This is a genomic window from Pseudomonas sp. Cab53 (assembly GCF_018325965.1).
GTDB classification, from domain to species: domain Bacteria; phylum Pseudomonadota; class Gammaproteobacteria; order Pseudomonadales; family Pseudomonadaceae; genus Aquipseudomonas; species Aquipseudomonas chlororaphis_E.
This window is the reverse complement of the sequence record NZ_AP021902.1, coordinates 6,068,695-6,090,362: the sequence shown is the minus strand read 5'-3', so window position 1 is coordinate 6,090,362 and position 21,668 is coordinate 6,068,695. Positions and strand designations below refer to the sequence as shown.

General features: G+C 64.2%; 15 protein-coding genes and 1 pseudogene. 3 read left to right on the top strand and 13 right to left on the bottom strand.

Features of this window, described 5'->3' with window-relative positions:
- From KI241_RS26900 to tssA, 13 genes are all read right to left on the bottom strand, one after another.
- On the bottom strand, positions 1–4,443 hold the full coding sequence (locus tag KI241_RS26900) for an RHS repeat-associated core domain-containing protein (RefSeq protein WP_212803153.1): 4,443 nt from the start codon (positions 4,441–4,443) through the stop codon (positions 1–3).
- 12 nt (positions 4,444–4,455) lie between these two features.
- On the bottom strand, positions 4,456–4,890 hold the full coding sequence (locus tag KI241_RS26895; protein ID WP_042731853.1) for a DcrB-related protein: 435 nt from the start codon (positions 4,888–4,890) through the stop codon (positions 4,456–4,458).
- Positions 4,891–4,908: 18 nt separating this feature from the next.
- The gene (locus KI241_RS26890) at positions 4,909–6,840 is read right to left on the bottom strand and encodes a type VI secretion system tip protein VgrG (protein WP_047735740.1); all 1,932 of its coding nucleotides are present in this window, start codon (positions 6,838–6,840) and stop codon (positions 4,909–4,911) included.
- Between the two features lie 168 nt (positions 6,841–7,008).
- Complete coding sequence (tssH, locus tag KI241_RS26885; RefSeq protein WP_042731851.1) at positions 7,009–9,699, bottom strand: type VI secretion system ATPase TssH; 2,691 nt, start codon at positions 9,697–9,699, stop codon at positions 7,009–7,011.
- Entirely contained in the window at positions 9,692–10,744 is a 1,053-nt protein-coding gene (gene tssG / locus KI241_RS26880; RefSeq protein WP_042731850.1) for a type VI secretion system baseplate subunit TssG, read from the bottom strand. Before tssG ends, tssH begins: the two co-directional genes overlap by 8 nt.
- On the bottom strand, positions 10,708–12,567 hold the full coding sequence (gene tssF, locus KI241_RS26875; RefSeq protein WP_212803152.1) for a type VI secretion system baseplate subunit TssF: 1,860 nt from the start codon (positions 12,565–12,567) through the stop codon (positions 10,708–10,710). Before tssF ends, tssG begins: the two co-directional genes overlap by 37 nt.
- Entirely contained in the window at positions 12,564–13,076 is a 513-nt protein-coding gene (gene tssE / locus KI241_RS26870) for a type VI secretion system baseplate subunit TssE (protein ID WP_042732849.1), read from the bottom strand. Before tssE ends, tssF begins: the two co-directional genes overlap by 4 nt.
- Positions 13,070–13,516 carry a hypothetical protein gene (locus tag KI241_RS26865; protein WP_042732850.1) on the bottom strand — a complete coding sequence of 149 codons (447 nt, stop codon included), beginning with the start codon at positions 13,514–13,516 and terminating at the stop codon, positions 13,070–13,072. Before KI241_RS26865 ends, tssE begins: the two co-directional genes overlap by 7 nt.
- On the bottom strand, positions 13,513–13,950 hold the full coding sequence (locus KI241_RS26860; RefSeq protein ID WP_042732851.1) for a type VI secretion system amidase effector protein Tae4: 438 nt from the start codon (positions 13,948–13,950) through the stop codon (positions 13,513–13,515). Before KI241_RS26860 ends, KI241_RS26865 begins: the two co-directional genes overlap by 4 nt.
- Positions 13,951–14,031: 81 nt before the next feature.
- A complete protein-coding gene (locus tag KI241_RS26855) occupies positions 14,032–14,520 on the bottom strand; it encodes a type VI secretion system tube protein Hcp (RefSeq protein ID WP_042732852.1) in 489 nt (162 codons plus the stop codon).
- A 208-nt stretch (positions 14,521–14,728) separates the two neighbouring features.
- Positions 14,729–16,225: a type VI secretion system contractile sheath large subunit gene (tssC, locus tag KI241_RS26850; protein WP_047735743.1), complete on the bottom strand. Its 1,497-nt coding sequence runs from the start codon at positions 16,223–16,225 to the stop codon at positions 14,729–14,731.
- Between the two features lie 2 nt (positions 16,226–16,227).
- Complete coding sequence (gene tssB / locus KI241_RS26845; protein ID WP_003177230.1) at positions 16,228–16,734, bottom strand: type VI secretion system contractile sheath small subunit; 507 nt, start codon at positions 16,732–16,734, stop codon at positions 16,228–16,230.
- An 80-nt stretch (positions 16,735–16,814) separates the two neighbouring features.
- Complete coding sequence (gene tssA, locus KI241_RS26840) at positions 16,815–17,852, bottom strand: type VI secretion system protein TssA (RefSeq protein ID WP_042731472.1); 1,038 nt, start codon at positions 17,850–17,852, stop codon at positions 16,815–16,817.
- Positions 17,853–18,268: 416 nt separating this feature from the next.
- Between tssA and tagH the strand changes: the two genes are divergently transcribed.
- From tagH to tssK, 3 genes and pseudogenes are all read left to right on the top strand, one after another.
- The gene (gene tagH / locus KI241_RS26835; protein ID WP_042731473.1) at positions 18,269–19,738 is read left to right on the top strand and encodes a type VI secretion system-associated FHA domain protein TagH; all 1,470 of its coding nucleotides are present in this window, start codon (positions 18,269–18,271) and stop codon (positions 19,736–19,738) included.
- 68 nt (positions 19,739–19,806) lie between these two features.
- Positions 19,807–20,313 (top strand): type VI secretion system lipoprotein TssJ, encoded by a 507-nt coding sequence (gene tssJ, locus KI241_RS26830; protein WP_042731474.1) that lies wholly within the window; start codon positions 19,807–19,809, stop codon positions 20,311–20,313.
- A gap of 15 nt (positions 20,314–20,328) precedes the next feature.
- A pseudogene (gene tssK, locus KI241_RS26825) lies at positions 20,329–21,662 on the top strand (type VI secretion system baseplate subunit TssK).
- Positions 21,663–21,668: the final 6 nt, after the last annotated feature.

Sequence of the window (21,668 nt, the reverse complement as noted above, 5' to 3'; positions counted from 1 at the left end):
TCAGAATCCGTCAAAGGAGATCAAGTTGCTGCCGGTCGGGTTTCGCGCCGACGGCGCCAGGATCCCATCGTAACCATTGGCCTTGGCCCACGCACCAATCTGGTGGGTCTGGGTGTATTTGTTGCCGGTGATGCTCTTGAGGGACACGCCCAGTTGCTTGCGGACATCGGCCCGGGTCAGGTCGAGGACGTTGTTGAGCTGGACCTTCTTGCTCACCAGCACCCGCGTGGACAGGTCCACGCCCCAGTGGTTGACCTCGCCCATGGCGGTCTTGCGCGAGTTGGCGCCGTATACCCCACCCAGCCCCGGCGCGGTGTACCGGTGGCGGGCGGCCACGTTCCACTTGTGCGCCGTCCAGGTCGTGCTGATCCGCCCCGGCTCTTCGAATCGATACACCGTCCGGTTGACCTTGCGGCCCTTCGGCGGGGTGCTGCACTTCATCAACCCCAAGGGGTCGACCCAGCTCACCGGGTTCGGCGCGTACTGGTAGAGGTTCAGGCCACCGGCCAGGCCGATGGGGTCCGGCGTGGTGAAGCGGCCGATGTCCGGGTCGTAGAAGCGCAGGGTGTTGTAGTGCAGGCCGGTTTCCCGGTCCAGGTACTGGCCCTGGAACCGCAGGTTCTGCTCTTCGATGTAATACGGCTCGCGCAACTCTTCGGCGGTGTTGCCCCACACCTGATAACGGGCCCGCCACAGCGTATGGCCGTCGCTTTCCGACAGTTGCTCGGGCTGGCCGTTGAAGTCGTTGTGGTAGTAACGGACTTTCTGCTGCTCGCCCAGGCCATCGACCCTGGCCAAAGGCTCGTGGCCGTCGTCGGCGTAGATGTAGAGGCTGGTCTGGCTGTTGCGGTGCTCCTGTAACAGTTGCAGCGCATCCCAGGTGAAGCGGGTGCGGCCCAGCAGCGTCGCGTGGCGGTCGTACTCGGCCTTTTCGATGCGTCGGCCCAGTGGGTCGTAGGTCATTTTCACGACCGAGCCGTTGTCGTTATGCACCTGAACCAGGCGCTGCTCGGCGTCGTACACGAACCGCTGCACACCGCGCTGGCTGCTGCGCTTTTCCACCATGCGGCCGAAGCCGTCGTAGCGGTAGCGCTTGTCCTGATAGGTCAGCAAGCGGTTATGGGCGACGTGCCCCGTGCCCATCAGCCCGTCGAGCAGGTTGGCGGCCGGATCGTAGGCAAAGCCTTCGCGCTGGCCCTGGAGGTTGTCCTGGCTGGCGAGGATCCGGCCGGTGGCGTCGTAATGCAGCAGTTGGCGATGAGGCGTTTCGGGTTGGTTGTCGAAGCGCTCCACCAGTTGATCGCTGCCGTCATAGGCAAACAGCGACTGCGCTGCCGGCGGCAGCAACGTCGACAGGCCTTGCTGGCGGCGCTGCCGGGCCCGTAGGCGCCCGCTGCGGTCGTACTCGCTGCGGGTGCTGAGACGGCCCTGGGTGCGCAGCACTTCGCGGTGCAGGCGGTCGCGCTCGAAATCGCTGATGACCCTGCCGTCGAGGTTGATCTGGTGCAGGTGCCCGCTGCCGTAGTGCAGGCGATTCAGCCAGCGGCCATCGGGGAGCTGCGTCTGGGTGAGGTTGCCCAGTTCGTCATAACGATGCTCCAGGCTGCCGGCCCAGCCCTGTTCGGCGATCAGTTGCCCAAGCGCGTCATAGCCAAAGCCGATGCTCTGCTGTTCACCGGTCAGGCCGGTGAAGGTGATGGCGTTGACCTGGTCGAGGTCGTCATAGCGGTACTCGGTGCGCCCGTCGGCGGTGACCTTGGCAACCAACCGGCCCATGGCGTCGCGTTCCAGCTCATGGACGATGGGGGCTTGTGGCGCCAGGTCCAGGTCGGTGCTGCCGGGAACGGCGATGGCTTCCACACGGGTGACGTTGTCCAGCGGGTCATAGGCGTAGCGCTTGAGGCTGCCGTCCAGGCTGTGCTGGGCACTCAGGCGGTCGCCGGCGTCCCAGGCGAACCGATAGCTTTCGCCATTCTCGTTGGTCAGGGCCAGCAACCGCCCGTAGTTGTCGTAGCTCAGTTCTATCCGCCGGCCATGGGCGTCGGTGCGCAAGCGCAGTTGCCCGCTCGGGGTGTGCTGAAAACGGGTGGTGTGCCCGGCGGGATCGCTGTAGCCGATCAACTGGCCGCTGGCATCGCGCTGATAGTGCTCGGTGCGACCGTCCGGCAGTTGCTTGCTCAGCAACCTGCCTTGGTCGTCATAGCTGAAGCGCGTGCGCTCGCCCAACGCATCGCTGCTGCTGACCAGCAGCCCGCGTTCGTCGTAGCTCAGCCGGGTGGTGTAGCCGGAGCAGTCGGTGTGTTCGCTGAGTTGTCCGAGGGCTGTCCAGCGCATCGTCTTGCGCTTGCCGCTGGCATCGATGACATCCACCACCTGGCCGTGGGCATCGTGGCGATAGCGGGTGACGTGGCCCAGCGGGTCGGTTTCACGGATGCGGTTGCCCCGCGCGTCATAGCGGTACTGCCAGGTATTACCGGCCGCGTCGGTTTCCGCCAGGGGCAGGGCCCAGTGTTCGAGCCACAGGGTCGACTCGCTGCGTCCGAGCGGGTCGAGGGTCTGGCACAGATTGCCTGCTTCGTCATAGCTGAACTGATGCTGCCCCCCGTTGGGGTCGGTCGCGCCCAGCAGTTGGCTTTCATCGTTCCACTGGAACGTCCAGGTGCGGTCCAGGGCATCGGTGGTTTCGAGGATCTGGTAGCGGGCATCCCAGCGCCGGGTACTGCGGCGGTTCAAGCCGTCGGTGATGCGCGTGACACCGGCGGCCAGGTCATAGGTGAAGGTGTAGGTGTCGCCGGCGTCGGTCCAGTGGCGGACCACGCGCCATTCCCGGTCTTCGATCAGCGCCCATTCGTAGAAGCATCGCAGGCCGGTGGGCAACTGGTGCTCCACCATCCGTCGCCCGAGGTCGTAGGCGTAGCGCCGCTTGACCTGGCTGTTGGACTGGCGAACTTGGGCCAGGTCCCCCTGGCTGTCGTAGTCGTAGTGCATCAGCACGTCGCGACGCTGGTCGGGGTAGAGGCGCTCGATCCGGCTGACCCGGTGTGGCCAGCGCGCGTCGTAGGCCAGTTCGGCCTGCACCAGGTCGAAGGTGTCGCGCAGGCGCACCAACCGCCCGCTCTCGTCGTAATCGAGGTGGATGCGGTTGTCGTTGCGATCGCCCAGCTGGTTGAGGCGCAGCAAGGCCGCGTTCCCGGGCGTCGGTGCGAACAGGCGGTACAGGCCGTCCGCGCTTTCGATCAGCAGCTCGCCGTTGAGGTGCCGGCGCACGTTGAGCCCTTCGCCTGGGCTGAACACCGCGCCGCCCAGGGGAATCGAACCCATGTCGATGCGCCGACCCTGTTCGTCGGTGTAGACCAGGGTCTCGCCACCCTCGGGATGGGGCAGGATCTCGACGCGCACCTCGTAGGCCACGCTCCAACCGGCGCCGAACAACCCTTCACGGCGCTCGTCGCGGCTGTTGTAGAAACGCTGCCAATCGATCGGCAGGATGCCCGGCAGAACGAAGTCCAGTTCCTCGACATCCCCCAGCACCTTGGCCCCGGTGGCGGCATGCACCGGGTTCGACGAACCCATGGCCGCATTCGCCGCTGCGCCCATCGCGCTGCTGACCGCCATCGATGCTGCGCCGCCAATCAGCATGCAGGGCAGGTTGCTCAGGAACTTGCCCTTGCCGCCCTTGAGCATCAGCAATGCCGTGACGGCCAGCCCCACGCCGGGTGTCTTGCCGCTGCGGATCTCGCGCACCACCACGGTACCGCCGCCGATAGTCACGTCAGGGGAAATCAAACCGGACGACACCACGGTCGCCTCGCAAGTGCTGCGGTCGCCGCTGCGCACGGCGGGTTGGCCGTTGATGGTGACCTTGTCCGAGCCTTCGGCCAAAAACTGCGGCGGCATCGGCGGATGCTTCAGGCAAGTGATCATGTCCAGCGGTTTGGGCACGGCGCCGGGCGCGGGCGTGGCGACGGTGGGGCGCCACATCTGCGAGAAGAAGCTCTCGGCCATGTCCAGATAGCTGGGCTCGGGCTGCGGCTCCTCGAGTTCGGTGCCGGCGGGCGCGACATGGGACTCGATGGCCCCGGCGGCGCGGGCCGCTGGAATGTTGTTGGTCAGGGTGTCGGTGGAGCCGGTGAGGATGTTGGCCTGCACCGTGGGCGGAAAGAGCGCGTTGCCGATGCCCTCGCATAAATTGCTCAAGCCTTTGTCGGCCCCGGTCTTGCTCATGGCGATGCCCACCACTGCACCGACCACCGCGCCAAGCAGGAAGCAACCGAGCCCACCGGTGGCCACGGTGATGCCGGTGGCTGCTACCACGGCGGCGGTGGCGACAGCGGTGATGGCGATGTTGGCCGCCACTTCCAGGACGCCGCCGAGAATGTCGGCCATCATCGAGGTGTGGTTCAGCGCATCGCCCAGGCGTGCGGCCCAGAGCGCGTCAGACATGCCTGTCGCTCATCAGGCCGGCACGTCAAACAACAGCGAGCCCTTGATGCTCGCCCAATGGGCGGCTTCGGCATCGCCGAGCTTCTCGGCTTTGACATAGCTCAGGGCGAACATCTTGCGGGTGCCGGGCAGCACCAGGGCCAGTTGGTACTGGAACACCTTTTCGGTGCCCTTGTTGAACTGGCTGCGCAGCTCGATGCCTTCGACTTCCTGGCTGGCGCCCAGGCGCACCGGGACGCCCGGTTGGCAGCGCAGGTCCTGGACCTGTTTTTCCAGGCGCGCCAGTTGGTCGTCGAGGTTGCTTTGCAGGGTCTCGCCCTCGGCGAGCAGGCTGCGACTGACGATCAAGGACGTGCCCAGCTCGGGGAACTTGAGGATGTTGATCGTCGCGTCGAGCAATTCGCTGGGCGGCAGTTGGAACTGGAATTCGTTGATGCGGTAAGTCATGGCGCCTGAATCTCTGGATTAACCCTGGGGGAACGCGGCTTTGATGTTCGCGTCGATGCTGCCCTTGACGCCCTGGCCGTCCGGCGTGGCACCGGGGCCGCCGCCGTTGTTCAGGTGCAGCACGCCGCCGGTGTTGAACTCGGCATCGCCGCTGGCGTAGAAGCTGATCTGCACGCCGGTCAGGTTGATCTGGCCGCTGGCATTGAGCTCCAGGATGCTTTCGCCGCACACCAGGCGCAGGTTCTCGCCCACCTCGATGACGTAGCTCTGGCTGATGCTGTCGGTCTTGCGCAGGCCCACCGAGAGGATGTCTTCCTGCTTGACGATGCGCAGGCGGTTGTTGCCGATGGTCACCGTCTCGTCATGGCCGATGCTCTTGTTGCGGTCGTGGCCCACCGAATGGCTTTCGTCCACTTCCACCACGATGTCCTGGTTGCGCTCGGCATGGATGTACAACTGCTCGGCGCCTTTCTTGTCTTCCATGCGGATTTCGTTGAAGTTCGCCGGCGTGCCGCCCTTGCTCGAACGGCTTTTCATGCCGCTCTGGGTCGCATTGGCGGGCAAGTCGTAGGGCACGGTCTGTTCAGCGTTGTAGACACGACCGGTGATGATCGGCCGGTCCGGATCGCCTTCGAGGAAGCTGACGATCACTTCCTGGCCGATGCGCGGGATTTGCATCGAGCCCCAGTTTTTCCCGGCCCAGGCCTGTGACACGCGAATCCAGCAGGAGCTGTTTTCGTTGGACTGGTCGTGACGGTCCCAATAGAAATGCACCTTCACCCGGCCGAACTGGTCGGTCCAGATTTCCTCGTCCTTGGGGCCCACCACCAACGCGGTCTGCGGGCCTTTGACGATGGGGCGATGGGTGATGGGCAGCGGTCGATAGCTTTGCTGGGCGTCGATGCAGGTCAGGCTGCTTTCGAACTGGGCCGAAGGCGCGCCACCGTTGGTTTCGCCGCTTTCCTGGGAAATGTAGTAGCGGGCACCGACGATCAGGTACTCGCGGTTCTGGTCCTGGCGGGTGAAGCCGGTGAGGCTGAACAGGTTGCCCGAGCCCAAGCCGCGGGCGTTGCCGGCCAGCTCGACCTGCTCGTGCTGGGTCTGCAAGGCTTCGATGCGGGTGCGGGCGTAGTGTTCGCCATCGGCGCTCTGCACGTAGGTGCCGGGGTAGTCGTACAGCGGATAGTCACCGGCGGCATGCGGGCGTGGCATCGCCGAACGCACGTCGATCCGTGCGCTGGGACGCTGGAAGTCGTAGTCGTTGAGCTCCAGCGAACCCGGCTGGACTTCCTGGGCCAGGTGCCAGTCGTGAATGTGGTCGCGTTCGCGTTGCTGCTCGTTCTTCGGGTAGTAGGGCACCGACGCGTAGCCGGGCGCGCTGGTGTGCGCGCCGTAGGCATCGGCCAGCACCAGCACGTGGCGGCCTTGTTCGTGGCGGAAGAAGTAATAGATCCCTTCCTGCTCCATCAGCCGGCTGACGAAGTCGAAGCTGGTCTCGCGATACTGCACGCAGTATTCCCACTCGCGGTAGGTGGCGCTCAGGCTGTCTTCGAAATCGGAAAACCCGAGGTCGCGGAACACCTGCTTGATGATCTGCGGGATGGTCAGGTTCTGGAAAATCCGGCAGTCGGAGGTGCGCGTCAGCAGCCACAGCCAAGGCCTGAGCGTGGCCTGGTAGCTGGAGAACTGGCCCTGGTCGACGTTCTGGCTGCAGCGGGCAACGATGCCGTGGAAATACCGTTCGCCGCCGCCGTCCAGTTGCAGGCTCACGCACATGGGCTTGCCGAGCAACTGGTTGAGGTCGATGGCGTTGTCCAGCGAGTGCAGCTGCAACTCATAGTTGAACAGCCGCCCCAGCTCTTCGCCGCCACCCATGTCCTTGAGCAGCAGCACCTCGGGCCCCAGGGGGCTGGTGATTTTGGCCAGGCGTGAGGCTTGGTTGAATAACATCGGTTATCTCGTCGTTGTATGGGCTGCGCCGCTGTTTCCCTGAATAGACCGGATCAACTGTGGGAGCGAGCTTGCTCGCGATGGCGGTGTGTCAGTCAACCGTAATGCTGGCTGTAACTACGCTATCGCGAGCAAGCTCGCTCCCACAGGGGCCGGTGTACCTTTCAATCAGGCCGCGTCGCTGAAATCGTACTGCAATTCGTTGTCCACCGCGCTGATCCGCACGCCGGCCATGGCCTTGCCTTCGAGCATGCGGGTCAGGAACTCGCGGCTCATGTCCGGCAGCAGGCTGTTGGTCAGGATGGTGTCGATCATACGGCCGCCGCTTTCGGTTTCGGTGCAGCGCGAGACGATCAGGTCGATCACCGCGTCGTCGTAGTCGAACGCGACTTTGTGGGTACTTTCCACGCGCTTCTTGATGCGGTTGAGTTGCAGGCGGGTGATGGCCTTGAGCATTTCGTCGCTGAGCGGATAGTACGGGATCGTCACCAGGCGGCCGAGCAGGGCCGGCGGGAAAATCTCCAGCAGCGGCTGGCGCAGGGCCTTGGCGATTTCTTCCGGCTCGGGCACGTTTTGCGGGTCTTTGCAGACGTCGGCAATCAGCTCGGTGCCGGCGTTGGTGGTCAGCAGGATCAGGGTGTTCTTGAAGTCGATCACCCGGCCTTCGCCGTCCTCCATGACGCCTTTGTCGAACACCTGGAAGAAGATCTCGTGAACGTCCGGGTGGGCTTTTTCCACCTCGTCCAGCAGCACCACGCTGTACGGTTTGCGCCGCACGGCTTCGGTCAGCACGCCGCCTTCGCCGTAGCCGATGTAGCCCGGTGGCGCGCCCTTGAGGGTGGACACGGTGTGGGCTTCCTGGAACTCGCTCATGTTGATGGTGATGACGTTCTGTTCGCCGCCGTACATGGCTTCGGCCAGGGCCAGGGCGGTTTCGGTCTTGCCCACGCCAGAGGTGCCGGCGAGCATGAACACGCCAATGGGCTTGCTCGGGTTGTCCAGGCCAGCGCGGGAAGTCTGGATGCGCTTGGCGATCATCTGCAAGGCGTGGTCCTGGCCGATGATGCGTTTTTTCAGGTGCTGGTCGAGGTTGAGCACGGTTTCCAGTTCGTTGCGGGCCATGCGGCCCACCGGGATACCGGTCCAGTCGGCGACCACCGAGGCCACGGCCTGGTAGTCCACGGTTGGCAGGATCAGCGGGTTTTCGCCTTGCAGGGCGCTGAGGCGTTGTTGCAGGTCCACCAGTTTTGCCCGCAGGTCGTGGCTTTCGTTGTCGCTAGCTTCGCTGGCGTCGTCGCTGTCCACCACGCCGACGCGCTCGCGCAGGGTGGCGCGGGTGGCGAGCAGTTCGTCCACCAGGTTCTTCTCTTCGGCCCAGCGGCTTTCCAGTTCGGCCAGGCGTTCGCGCTCGGCGCTCAGCAGGCTTTCACTGTGGGTCTGGCGGTTGCCGATGACGACGCCGATCGCGTGCTCGCGGGCGATGATCTGCAGCTCGGTTTCCAGTGCCTCGATGCGCCGACGGCTGTCATCCACTTCGGCCGGCACCGCGTGCAGGCTGATGGCGACGCGGGCGCAGGCGGTGTCCAGCAGGCTCACGGACTTGTCCGGCAACTGGCGAGCGGGGATGTAGCGGTGGGACAGCTTGACCGAGGCTTCCAGGGCTTCGTCGAGGATCTGCACCTGGTGGTGCTGTTCCATGGTCGAGGCCACGCCGCGCATCATCAGCAGGGCCTTGTCTTCCGACGGCTCGGCCACTTGCACCACTTGGAAACGACGGGTCAGGGCCGGGTCTTTCTCGATGTGCTTCTTGTACTCGGCCCAGGTCGTGGCCGCCACGGTGCGCAGGGTACCGCGGGCCAGGGCCGGCTTGAGCAGGTTGGCCGCGTCACCGGTGCCGGCGGCGCCACCGGCGCCTACCAGGGTGTGGGCTTCGTCGATGAACAGGATGATCGGCTTGGGCGAGGCCTGGACGTCTTCGATGACCTGGCGCAGGCGCTGTTCGAACTCGCCTTTCATGCTCGCGCCGGCCTGCAACAGGCCGACGTCGAGGCTGCGCAGTTCCACGTCCTTGAGCGACGGCGGCACGTCGCCGGCGACGATGCGCAGGGCAAAGCCTTCGACCACGGCGGTCTTGCCCACGCCGGCTTCACCGGTGAGGATCGGGTTGTTCTGGCGGCGGCGCATGAGGATGTCCACCAGTTGGCGGATCTCTTCGTCGCGGCCGACGATCGGGTCGAGCTTGCCGCTGCGGGCCTGCTCGGTGAGGTCGACGGTAAAGCGCTTGAGCGCTTCCTGCTTGCCCATCGCACTGGGGGCCATGGCGCCGCTGGCTTCGCCGGGCACGCTGCCGGCGTTGAAGCCGTCGCTGGCGGTCAGGGCGTTTTCCGGGGAGTCGCCGACGTATTCGTCAAAGCGTTCGCTCAGGGCTTCGGCCTTGACCTTGTCGAACTCCGACGACAACCCCAGCAGCGCGTGGCGCAGGCTTGGCGTCTTGAGGATGCCGAGCACCAGGTAGCCGGTGCGCACCTGGCTTTCACCGAACATCAGGCTGCCATACACCCAGCCGCGTTCCACGGCTTCCTCGACGTGGGACGACAGGTCGGTGATCGAGGTCGAGCCGCGTGGCAGGCGGTCCAGGGCGTCGGTCAGGTCGCGGGCCAGGCGCGCCGGCTCGACGTTGAACTGGCGGATGATGCGGTGCAGGTCCGAGTCCTGCAATTGCAGCAACTGGTGAAACCAGTGGGCCAGTTCCACATAAGGGTTACCGCGCAACTTGCAGAACACGGTGGCGGCTTCGATGGCTTTGTAGGCCACGCTGTTGAGTTTGCCGAACAACGCGGCGCGACTGATTTCACCCATGCTCATGGCTCCTTGAGGTCTGTGAGGTGTTGGCCTGTTCGGCGTAATGCCGGGCCAGTATTAGATCGTTGGCATCTTTTTCGGGCTGGCCCAGCCAGGTGTTGAACCCCAGGCGGAAACGGCCGTTGAGTTGTAGCGCCGGGACCTCGGGCTGCTCCAGGACCAGGTTCAGGTCCCAGTCCAGTTCATGGCCCAGGTATTCGGCGACCCAGGCCACCAGTTCATTGAACGGCTGGCTGCCGGGCAGCATGCCCATGTAGTCCACCAGCTTGAGCGGCCCCAGGCGAATGCGGAACTTGTGCTGGCGATCCCAGACGTAGCGACCCAGGCAGAAGTCCACGCCCAGTTGATGGGCGCTGACGCCGACGCGGCTGCGTTCCGGCAGCTCCAGCCATTGGCCGACGTACTCTTCGATTTCCACCGGCAGGCCGAAATACTCGCCCAGGATCGCCTTCAAACCGTCGGGGTAGCGGGTTTGCGCCGCCAGGTGGCCGCTGTAGTGCAGCTTCGCCGTGTCGGGAATCAGCCCCTGCTTGAGCAGGCTGGGCATGCCGCGTCCGCTCAAGGACGCCAGGCGCGCCGACCAGTAGTCGTCGTCCGGGCGGTCGTGGCTGACCGTCGGCCGCGCTTCGGCCCAGGCCCGGTAGAACAGGCTGAGCAAGCGATGGTGGAACACGTCGAGAAAGCGCTTGCTGGTGCTGTCGGCGTTGTTGCGCTGGCGTTCGCGCACGTATTCGGTGATGTGCAGCGGCATCGGCCCGTTGGGGCCGCCGAGGCCGAAGAAGAATTGCTCCAGCCGCGCGGGCGCGCCGTCGCTGCCCGGCTGGACCGAGGCCAATGTCGCCGGCGCGAAGGTGCAGTCGGCTTGTTGGCCCAGGCGCAGCGGGTCATCGGCCAGGCGTAGCGAATGGCCCAGGCGCGGCAGCTCGGGGGATTCACACTCGATGCGCCGCAAGGCCTGGAAGAAGTCGTATTCCCAGGGCTCCTGGTGCATCGCTTCCAGGGTACTCACAGGGTCGGACGACGTCCGGGCTTGGCTTTCCATCGCATGATCTCGCCGCGTTCGGTGGTACGAATCACCGTTTCGGTAAAACTGTTGATCGACACGTAGCGTGCCAGGAAGCGCTCGAACACCGCGCCGAGCAGGAATACGCCGGTGCCGCGAAACGCGTTTTCATCGAACTCCAGGGTGATCTCCAGGCCGCGACCGAAGACGATCGGGCCGGGCATCGGCAGGCGTCGGGTGCAGGCTTTGCTGCTGACTTCCCGCAGGCCTTCGATCTGCAATTGCAGCGCCGCATCGTTGCTGTCGCCGTACAGGCGCAGCAGCTCGCGCAGTGCGGCGGCGCCCTGGCCTTGTTCACTGAGGGACAGGTAGTTCAGCGACAACTGGCTGATCAGCCGCCAGGCCTTGGCGTCGTGGGCATGGCTGGCCCGTGGACGACTGGGCCCGGCCACGCAGCGCACGGCGCCGACCGGGGCACTGTCGGCCAGGGTGAAGTCGGTCTTGCCGCTGCCCACGCTCATGAACAGCGGCAGGTCGCGGTTGGTGCACAGCGCCGTCACGCCCAGTTGGCGCAGGTCATGGCGATAAGGCGCCTGCTGGCTGTCCACCAGGCTGACGAACGTTTCGCTGCCGATGTAGGTCGAGCGCGGGCCGTTGCGGCGCTGGTCGCTGGAGAGCACCCGCGGTTCACGACGCACCGTGTAGTACGCCTTGTCGCGCCCATAGCGCGACGGATCGCGCACGGCGTAGAACGGCAGGAATGGCTGTTCCGGCCCGGTGCCGTGGCCGGTGAGGCCGGTCAGCGAATGCACTTCGAAATCCATCGGCCGGGTACGGTCGGCGATCACGTGGTGTTCGTTGACCCGCTCCGACAAGTGAATGCGATCCAGGCGCTTGGGAAACAGGTTGACGGCCGGGGTGCAGAACGGCAGGAACTGCGCGGCCCCGACGCTGCCTTCCAGGCTCGGGTCGTGGCGGTCGAACAGCACGATCAGCTCCAGCTCCTGGCCGTCGCAACGCTTGACCGCCCGGCCCAGCTGGGTGAAGTCGACGAACAGAAAACGCTGGGGCAGCGCGAAATATTCCTGCAACAGGCGATAGCCCTGGAAGGCCCGCGACACCACGGGCAGCGCCGCGTCGGCATCGTCGAAGCCGCGCGAACGCAGCGCGTCCTGAGGCAGGCGCTCGACCCAGTCGCCGCCGGGCTTGCGCGCGAACACCGCGCAGGCGTTGCCCAGCAGTTGTTCATAGAGGCGGAACGGTTGCTCGTCGGCACCGCTCAGGTACAGCGGCAGGTTGTCCAGGGCCAGGCTGTTGAACGGCAGTTCGGCCCCGGTGCGCAGGGTCAGGCGCAGGCCGGCCTTGGCCTTCGGCTCGCTGGCGGCCAGGCGCCCGAGCACCGTGGACGGGTTGCCGAAGTATTCGGCGTGGCTGACCTGCAACGGCCACAACGTCACCGCGTGGGCGGTGCGGTACTCGCAGCAGGTCTGGGTTTCACGGCCCAGGGCGGCGCGCAGGACGCTGTCGCGGGGCAGCGGGAAGCCGCTGCTCAGCGAGCCCTCGTCCGGGTCGGCCTGCAACTGCACCACGGTCATCGACGGCGTGGGCGCCAGGTAATGGGGGTAGGCGATTTCCAGCAGGTTGTGGGTGAAGGTCGGGTACTCGGCGTCGAGCTTGAGCTGCACCCGCGCCGTCAGGTAGGCGAAGCCTTCGAGCAGGCGCTCCACGTATGGGTCGGCGCAGTCCATGCCGGACAACGTCAGCCGGCTGGCGATCTTGGGGTATTCCTTGGCGAACTCCGCCGCGCTTTCGCGCACGTGGTGAAGTTCCTGGTTGTACAGTTCCAGCAAACGCGGGTTCATGAACGTCTCCGCTGGTCGGCATTGACCACCCGCACGTGGCCGGTCTCCAGGTCCAGGTCGGTTTGCAACATCAGGCGCAGGGGCACCGGCTGAGCCCAGAGGTCGCCTTCGATCTCGAAGCTCAGGGCGTTGTGGTTCATCTCGGCGGTGGCCCGAGCACGCACGCGCAGGGTGTGGCGCAGGATCCGCGGCTCGAACGTGGCGATGGCCTGGTGAATCAGGGTTTCCAGGGCCGAGACATCGACGTTCGAGGCGCTGTTGCCGGCCAGTGCCGGCAGCCCGAAGTTCACCACCGAGGTGCCGGCCGCCGTGTGCAGCGTGGCATCGGCGTCGAGCAGGGAGGTGGTGTTGAGCAGCCACGCCAGGTCACGCAGCACCGAGGCCTTGAGCTGAGTGAGCGAGAGCACGCGTTTGTCGGCGCTTTCCTTGGGATTGGTCGGATCGTCGTCAGTCAACCGGTCCAGCAGGGACGGTTGCAGGCGATCGCGGGCGGCGATTTCGGTTACCACCTGAATAACGCCGTGAACATTTTCTGGTCTTGCTGACCGAGTCCGCACATGGCGCTGGGGTTGACCGACGAAGCTTCCAACGCACCGTTGATTTTGCGCACAGCCTGGGATTTGGCATCACAGTCGCGGCTCGGTGGCGGCTCGGGAACGCTGCGCTCTACCAGAAAAATCGGGACACCGTTGAACGTCTCGACGCGCAATTCGCCGTTCTGGTTCAGGTTGAAGTAGCACGGCCACTCCATGCCCAACACCAAGTGCGTCTGGTCCGGTTTCAACACTGCGCATTGGCCGTTCAGGTCTACCAGCTTGAGCGCCTGGCCAGCGAATGTACCTTGGGTGCGAGCGGGTGCATCGAGACGGTCAGGGTCGGCTTCGGCGCAAGCGTTCAAGCTGATTAGCAAACCGCACAACAGTGTCGCTCGCAGCGTCGGCCCTATCATGTCAACTCCCAGAACCAGACCTGTTTGGACATAAAGTCGCCATCAAAGAAGCCTTTGGTCCGGCCACGATTCCACAGATCAATATGATCGCCTGTGCGCCCGCTTTCGGCCTCGCCCGCACGGGCAAAGCAGTCTTTGAAAAAAACGATTCCGGTCTTCTGGCTGAGCGTCAGCCGATCAGCTGCACTCCCACTCAGAATGGTCGGACGTCCTAAATGATGCCGCCAGAGCCAGTTCGCCAGCGACTCGGCGCCACGGGCATGCTCATGATTGCATTTGGGTTCGGTGTAAGTCGACTTGTTGACCTTGATAGTCAACTCGCCATTCAACGCGACGCTCATGCGGATAGCGCACTGGTTGCCCCAGGGCTGATCGCATGGGTTCTTGACCGTTGGATAGCTGTTCCACAAATTGATAAACGAAGGCTTGGCCATGACTCAGATACCGCGCGCAAAAGGATTGGATTCGAGCAAGCACCAAACACCCCCGGCGCAGGGCACCGGGGGCGTGTTCGATTACACCTTGACGTTCTGACGCACGTTCCAGCCGAACTTGACCGGACCGCCTTCCTTGGTGCCGTCGGCTTTCTGCGGCTGGTAGTCCACCAGCACTTTGGCGAAGTTCAGGGTGACGTTTTCGGTCAGGCGATCATCGCTGCCCGAGCCGCCGGTGCTCAGGGAGGTGATCAACACTTCTTCCAGGTTGATGATCATGTACTCGACCTGGCTTTCACCGCCGGCCTTGCGCACGGTCAGCTTGACCTTGTCGATGTGCTTGCCGCTGGCGCAGTGCATCATCAGGTTCGGCGAGGCCTTGTCGACGAACTTGGTCAACGACAGGTCCTGGATGTTCACCTTGCCCGCACCACCACCGCTGCCGGTGTGCATGTTGCCGGACTGGGACATGCCCCAGCTCCAGTTCAGGACGTCGATTTCGTCCTTGTGGGCCTTGTCCATGGACTCGCCCTTGATGTCGCCGATCTTGATGAAAATATCAACAGCCATGTTTTCTCCCTGTGTGGTTTCTAACCACATTGTTTGGTTGACGCTGACCTTGCGAAACTTCTTTGGATGTCAGCCGAAACACCGTACCTGTGGGAGCGGGCTTGCTCGCGAATGCGGTGGGGCAGCCAACGCCGATGTCGACTGATCCGACGCCTTCGCGAGCAAGCCCGCTCCCACAAGGAACAGGCCTGCCGACAAATACTGTTGCTTACGCGCCCTTGGCCGACGGCAGTTTCGATACCAGGCGCAGCGACACGGTCAGCCCTTCGAGCTGGTAGTGCGGGCGCAGGTAGAACTTGGAGTTGTAGTAACCCGGGTTGCCTTCGACTTCCTCGACGATCACTTCGGCCGCCGCCAGAGGGTGCTGGGCCTTGGTGGTCTCGGTGGAGTGCGCCGGGTCACCGTCGACGTAGTTGAGGATCCAGTCCTGCAACCAGCGCTGCATCTCGTCCTTCTCTTTGAAGGAACCGATCTTGTCGCGCACGATGCACTTCAGGTAATGGGCGAAACGGCAAGTGGCGAACAGGTACGGCAGGCGCGCGGCCAGGTTGGCGTTGGCGGTGGCGTCCGGGTCGTCGTACTCGGCTGGCTTCTGCAGCGACTGGGCGCCGATGAAGGCCGCGAAGTCGGTGTTCTTTTTGTGCAGCAGCGGCATGAAACCGTTCTTCGCCAGCTCCGCTTCACGGCGATCCGAAATGGCGATTTCGGTCGGGCACTTCATGTCCACGCCACCGTCGTCGGTCGGGAACGTGTGGGCCGGCAGGTTTTCCACTTCACCGCCAGACTCCACGCCACGGATGCGCGAGCACCAGCCGAAGTGCTTGAACGAGCGGTTGATGTTCACGGCCATCGCGTAGGCGGCGTTGGCCCAGGTGTACTTGGAGCTGTCGGCGCCGTCGGTGTTTTCTTCGAAGGCGAAGGCTTCCACCGGGTCGGTCTTGGCGCCGTATGGCAGGCGCGCCAGGAAGCGTGGCATGGTCAGGCCGATGTAGCGCGAGTCTTCCGATTCACGCAGCGAACGCCAGCCGGCGTACTCGGGCGTGGTGAAGATCTTGGTCAGGTCGCGCGGGTTCGACAGTTCCTGCCACGAGCCCATGCCCATCACGGTTGGCGAGGCGGCGGAAATGAACGGGGCGTGCATGGCCGCGCAGACTTTCGACAGTTCGCCCAGCAGTTCCACGTCCGGTGGCGACTGGTCGAAGTAGTAGTCGCCCACCAGGCAGCCGTAAGGTTCGCCGCCGAACTGGCCGTATTCTTCCTCGTACATCTTCTTGAAGATCGGGCTCTGGTCCCACGCGGTGCCCTTGAACTTCTTCAGGGTCTTGTGCAGGTCGGTCTTGGAGATGTTGAGCACGCGGATCTTGAGCTGCTCATCGGTCTCGGTGTTGTTGACCAGGTAGTGCAGGCCACGCCAGGCGCTTTCCAGCTGCTGGAAGTCGGGGTGGTGGATCACCTGGTTGACCTGGGCGGTGAGCTTGGCGTCGATGGCGGCGATGATCGATTCGATCGACTTGATGGCGTCGTTGGACACCAGGTCAGTCTGCGCCAGGGCCTGCTCGGCCAGGGTGCGCACGGCCGTCTCGACGGCCTCGCGAGCGCGTTCGGTCTTGGGCTTGAACTCTTGCAGCAGCAGGGAGGCGAATTCGCTGGTCTCTTCGGTCGCGCCGAGGTTCTGGACGCCTTCGCGGGCGGTATTGTCAGTCATGATCATTGGTCCTGTGCTGGCTTCGGCGCGCTCGCCAGGGCCTGCAACAGCGCTGGGTCCTTGATCGCCTTCATGATGATTTCTTCAGCGCCGGTCTTGCCGTCCATGTAGGTCAGCAGGTTGGCCAGTTGGGTGCGCGCTTCGAGCAGCTTGTTCAGCGAGTCGACCTTGCGCGCCACGGCGGCGGGGCTGAAGTCGTCCATGCTTTCGAAGGTCAGGTCCAGGCTCAGGTTGCCTTCGCCGGTCAGCTCGTTGGGCACATGGAACGCCACGCGCGGTTGCATGGCCTTGAGGCGCGAGTCGAAATTGTCGACGTCGATTTCGAGGAACTTGCGATCGGCCACCGGGGCCAGAGGCTCGGCGGGCTTGCCGGCGAGGTCAGCCATTACCCCCATGACAAAGGGCAACTGGACCTTTTTCTCGGCGCCGTAGAGCTCGACGTCGTACTCGATCTGCACTCGAGGCGCGCGGTTGCGCGCGATGAATTTCTGAGAACTTTGCTTCGCCACGTTGCTGCTCCTGGTCGCTTGAGCGACGGTGTTGGCGTCATCGGTGGTACCGGTGACGTGACTGCGTGATCCGTTCGCTTTTATTCGCTATCTGGGCCGCGCAGGTTTTCAAATTGACTCATGCCGTCGGGAATCAGGTTGCGCACGATTGCCGCAAAATCGGCGTGCACCAGATTCTTGGCCCGGTTCAACAGCACCGGCAGGGGGCTGGAGGGCTCGTGACGGGTGTAGTAAGCGAGAATCCGATCAAGGCTGCGCAGCACGTCGTCGCGGTTGGCGATTTCGCCGCTGGCGGCACGCGGTGCGCCTGGCACGCTGGTGACCGCGCCGCTGGAAGGGGCGCCATCTAGCTCGTCGGGCGCGCTGTCCTCGTCGACTGGCGCGGCGTCGTCGCTTTGCGGGGCGAACTGACCGAGGATCTGCAAGGCCATCTTGAGCGGCTGCTTCAGTGGGCCGAGGTCCACGCCCTGGGCCGAACCCACCTGGTCGCTGACCTGCTGTTCGATGGCTTCGGCGGCGCTGCGGGCTTGCGACAAGGCCGCACGGGTGATCTCCAGTTGCTCGGCATCGCTGTCGCGCAGGGCGCCGGCCAGTTGTTCGGCGCCGAGGGTTTCGTCGGCGAAACTTTGCAGGCCGCTGGCGTTGGCGGCGGCGCGCAGGCTGACGGCACCGAAGGTGCGCGAGCGGGCCAGGATGCTTTCGCGCACCAGGCGAATGGTCATGTCGGATGTCAGGCCGGCGAGGGCATTGATGCGCACGGTGGGGTCGTTGTCGTCATCGGCATCCAGGCGCGGATGCAGGTCGGCCCAGTATTGCTTGAGCAATTCGCTGATCAGGGTCAGCGAGCTGGCCAGCCCCGGAAGGCCTTCGAGGGCCAGGGAGCTTTGCAGCAGGAAATGGGTAATGCGCAGGTCTTTGCTGCGTTGCAACAGGTCCAGGCTTTGTTGCTGGATGCTGCGCCATTCAGGGGGTTCGGCAGGCAGGATCGAGTCGCCCATGCTGCGCTCGGGCTGGCCTCGGGAATCGCGTTCCAGGCGCAAGAAATCCGCGTCATATTCCAGGTCTTCACCGCAAGGCGAGTTCGCGGAAACGGCGGCGAGCAGCAAAGGCACATCCACTTGGATCGATCTCCCTATCGCCCGTGCACAATGAAGTCGGGCAGTTCACGCAAGTTCCGGATGGAACTTCACATGTCTCTTGACGGTAATGGCCCGATAGATGCGCTATGATCTTAAAGTGCCATCATTGATATTCAAGAAGTTGTGCATTTTTGGTGTAGTACTTATCGCTTGTCAAGGTAAGCTATTTCGACTCTGTTACAGTTGTGAGGCGCTTAACAACCCACGCGACTGGCAGGTCGAGGTAGGTACCGAGAGCGGTTTTTTGTCATGCAGGCCGGTTAAGATCAGTCATCATGCTGGCAAAAAGCCGTTTCGCGGTGGTTTGCAAGGTTTTTGGCGTGTCGCCGGGGCAGTTCTCCGCCGGCTCGCCCACGCGCGAAGACGTGCGCAGAAGTATTCAGCAAGGAGGCGAGATGCCGCTGTGTTTGACTATCACTAGTTATCACAAGATTACCCCGGGTCAGTGTTCTGAAAAGTCCATGGACCAGGGGGTGATGGCAATTGGCCGTAATTCCGATAATGATTGGGTATTGCCGGACCCGGAGCGCCTGGTATCCGGCAAACATTGCGTTATTCAATACAAGGACGGGCGCTATTATTTGACCGATAACAGCACTAATGGTGTGGAATTGGTCAAGGCCGGCGTTCGCTTGCGCAAAGGCAACAGCGAGCCATTGCAGGATGGCGAAGTGATCCGCATCGGCGATTATGAAATCCAGGCGCGCGTCGACTTCAACCTGCCGGTCACCGACAGCAACCCGTTTGCCGAATCACCCAGCAGCTTCGAAGCCTTGATGGGGCGCCAGGGCGCCGCGGCGCCTGCCCCCATGCCGGTGTCGATGCCGATGACGTCGCCTGCGCATTTCCAGGGCGGGTCGGCCATGGACACCTTGCCGGACCTGTTCGATTTCCTGGCGCCCTCCAGTATTGCGCCGGCCACCCAGCCCGATCATGTGCCCGCCCAACAGCACGATTTCCGTCCCCCGACGCCGATCCCACGGCCTGCGCCGCCGCCCGTGGTCGAGCCGGTAGCGGTCAATCCTGGCTCGGTGATCCCGGAAGACTGGGACCTGTTCAGCGACAAGCCGGCACCCGTAGCGGTGCCCCCTGTCGCCGTTGCGCCGCCTGTGGCGCCGCCGATCATCGAGCCGATACCGATCCCCGTGACCCCCGTGCCGGTTCCGCCGGTGGCCGTACCCGTCGAGCCCGTGCCGCTGCCTGAGGCGCCGGTCACTCGCGTTGACGCACCGGTGCCCCGCGCTGAAGCGCCGGCGGCCCCGGTCGATAGCCTCCAGCCCGACCTGCTGCAAGCGTTCCTGCGTGGCGCCGGGCTGGACCAGTTGCGCCTGGACAAGGCCCAGGCCGAGGCACAGATGGAAAGCATCGGTCGCAGCTACCGGTTGATGGTCGAAGGGTTGATCGATGTCTTGCGCGCTCGCAGCAGCCTCAAGGGTGAATTCCGTATCCAGCAGACGATGATCCAGCCGGTGGAAAACAACCCGCTGAAGTTCGCCCCCAACGTCGATGAAGCGATGCTGCTGCTGTTGCGCCATGGCAACCAGGCGTTCATGGCGCCGGACGCAGCGGTGCGGGACAGTTTCGATGACCTGCGTGCGCACCAACTGGCGGTGATGGCCGGGGTGGAAGCCGCCATCAAGCATCTGCTGGCGCGTTTCGAGCCGGCGCAACTGGAAGAACGCATGGGCAAGCCCGGCGGCCTTTCGGGTATTTTCAGCGGCTCGCGGCAAGCCCAGTACTGGCAGCAGTTCACCGAGCTCTACAGCAATATTTCCCGGGAGGCCCAGGAGGATTTCCAGGACTTGTTCGGCCGTGAATTCAGCCGCGCCTACGAAGAACACAGCACACGACAGCGACGCCGTTGAGCGTCGTCGTCCCATAACAATAACCACAAGCACACAACGGATAGCTCAAACGTCATTGAGGACGCAGGATGATTCCCAGGTTTTTACTCGCAGTCGCCACCGCGCTTCTGTTGACGGCGTGCGCCAAGGATGGGGCCAAGTCCCAGCCCGAAGAGGCTGAAGCCGACACCGCCGCCGTCGAGCTGCACTTGCATGCCATTGCCGGCCTCAACCCCGGCGCCACCGGCCAGCCGGCCCCGGTGCGGGTGCGCATTTTCGAACTGAAAAATGCCGCCACCTTCGGCCGCGCCGATTATTTCGCCCTGGCCGAACGGGCCCAGGCGACGCTGGGCGCCGACCTGATCGACCAGGACGAGGTGCTGATCCAGCCCGATCAGCAACTGAGCCTGCAACGTGACCTCGACCCGGCCACGCGCCACATCGGCATCCTGGTGGGCTATCGCGAACTGGATCAGTCGCTCTGGCGCACGGTCTTGAATGTCCCGCCGCGCCAATACACCGAATACCAGATCAGCCTCGACGTGCGCGCCGTGCGCAGCAGCGTCGTCGTCCCCCCATCCAGCCCTGCCCAATAAGCAATCGGAGCCCCCATGTCCTGGAACAATCGCGTGGTCTGGTCGGAAGGCATGTTCATTGGAACGCAGCACTTCCAACAGCACGACCGTTACCTGGAAAACCTTATCGACGCGCGCAGCCGACCGTTGTCGGCCGGCGCCTGGGGGTTTCCGAATTGCTGATCGACCAGGGCCTGCTGGCCCAGGGCAAGCTGGCGATCATCTCGGCCCGGGGCCTGTTGCCGGACGGCACGCCTTTCAACATCCCCCACGATGACCTGGCGCCGACCCCGCTGAACATCGACGACAACCTGCGCGATGGCCTGGTGTACCTGGCCTTGCCGCTCAAGCGTGCCGGTGCCCGCGACACCGTCGATGAAGGCGAGGCCCTGGGCGCCGCGCGCTACATCAGCCAGGTCAGTGAAGTGCGCGACGACAACGCACCCTTCGAAAACCGTGCCCCGGTGGCCTTGGGGGCCCGCGCGCTGCGCTTGCTGACCGCCGAGGATGGCATCGGCGACTACGCGGCCATCGGCGTGGTGCGCATCAAGGAAAAACGCGCCGACCGGGCGCTGGTGCTCGACGACACGTACATCCCGCCGCTGTTGGATGTCATCGCTTCCAAGCCCCTGGCGGCGTTTCGCAGTGAGTTGCTGGGCTTGCTGCACCAGCGTGGCGAAGCCCTGGCCGGGCGAGTGGTGGCGTCCGGCGCCGGTGGCGCCTCGGAGATCGCCGACTTCATGCTGTTGCAACTGGTCAACCGTGCCCAGCCGCTGATCCAGCACCTGAGCCAGTTGAGCCCGTTGCACCCCGAGCGGTTCTACAGCGAACTGGTGGCCCTGGCCGGGGAGTTCTCGACCTTCACCGCTTCCGGGCGCCGACCGCAGGAATACCCGCAGTACCAGCACGATGACCTGGCGTTGAGTTTCGCCCCGGTGATGCAAGCGCTGCGCGAAGCCTTGTCGATGCTGATCGACAGCAAGGCGACGCCGATTCCGATTGTCGAGAAAGCCTACGGCATCCACGTGGCGATGCTGGCCGACAAGACCCTGCTCGACAGCGCCAGCTTCATCCTGGTGGTGCGCGCCGATGTCCCCGCCGAAACCCTGCGCGGCCGTTTCGGCCAGCAGAGCAAGGTCGGTTCGGTGGAACACATCCGCGACCTGGTCAACCTGCAACTGCCGGGCATCGGCCTGCTGCCGTTGCCGGTGGCGCCACGGCAATTGCCGTATCACGCCGGTTCCACCTACTACGAGCTCGACCGCGGCAGCGACCACTGGCAGCAACTGAGCAACTCCGGCGGCTTTGCGTTCCACATCGCCGGTCAGTTCCCGGGCTTGAACCTGGCTTTCTGGGCGATCCGAGGATAAACCGCG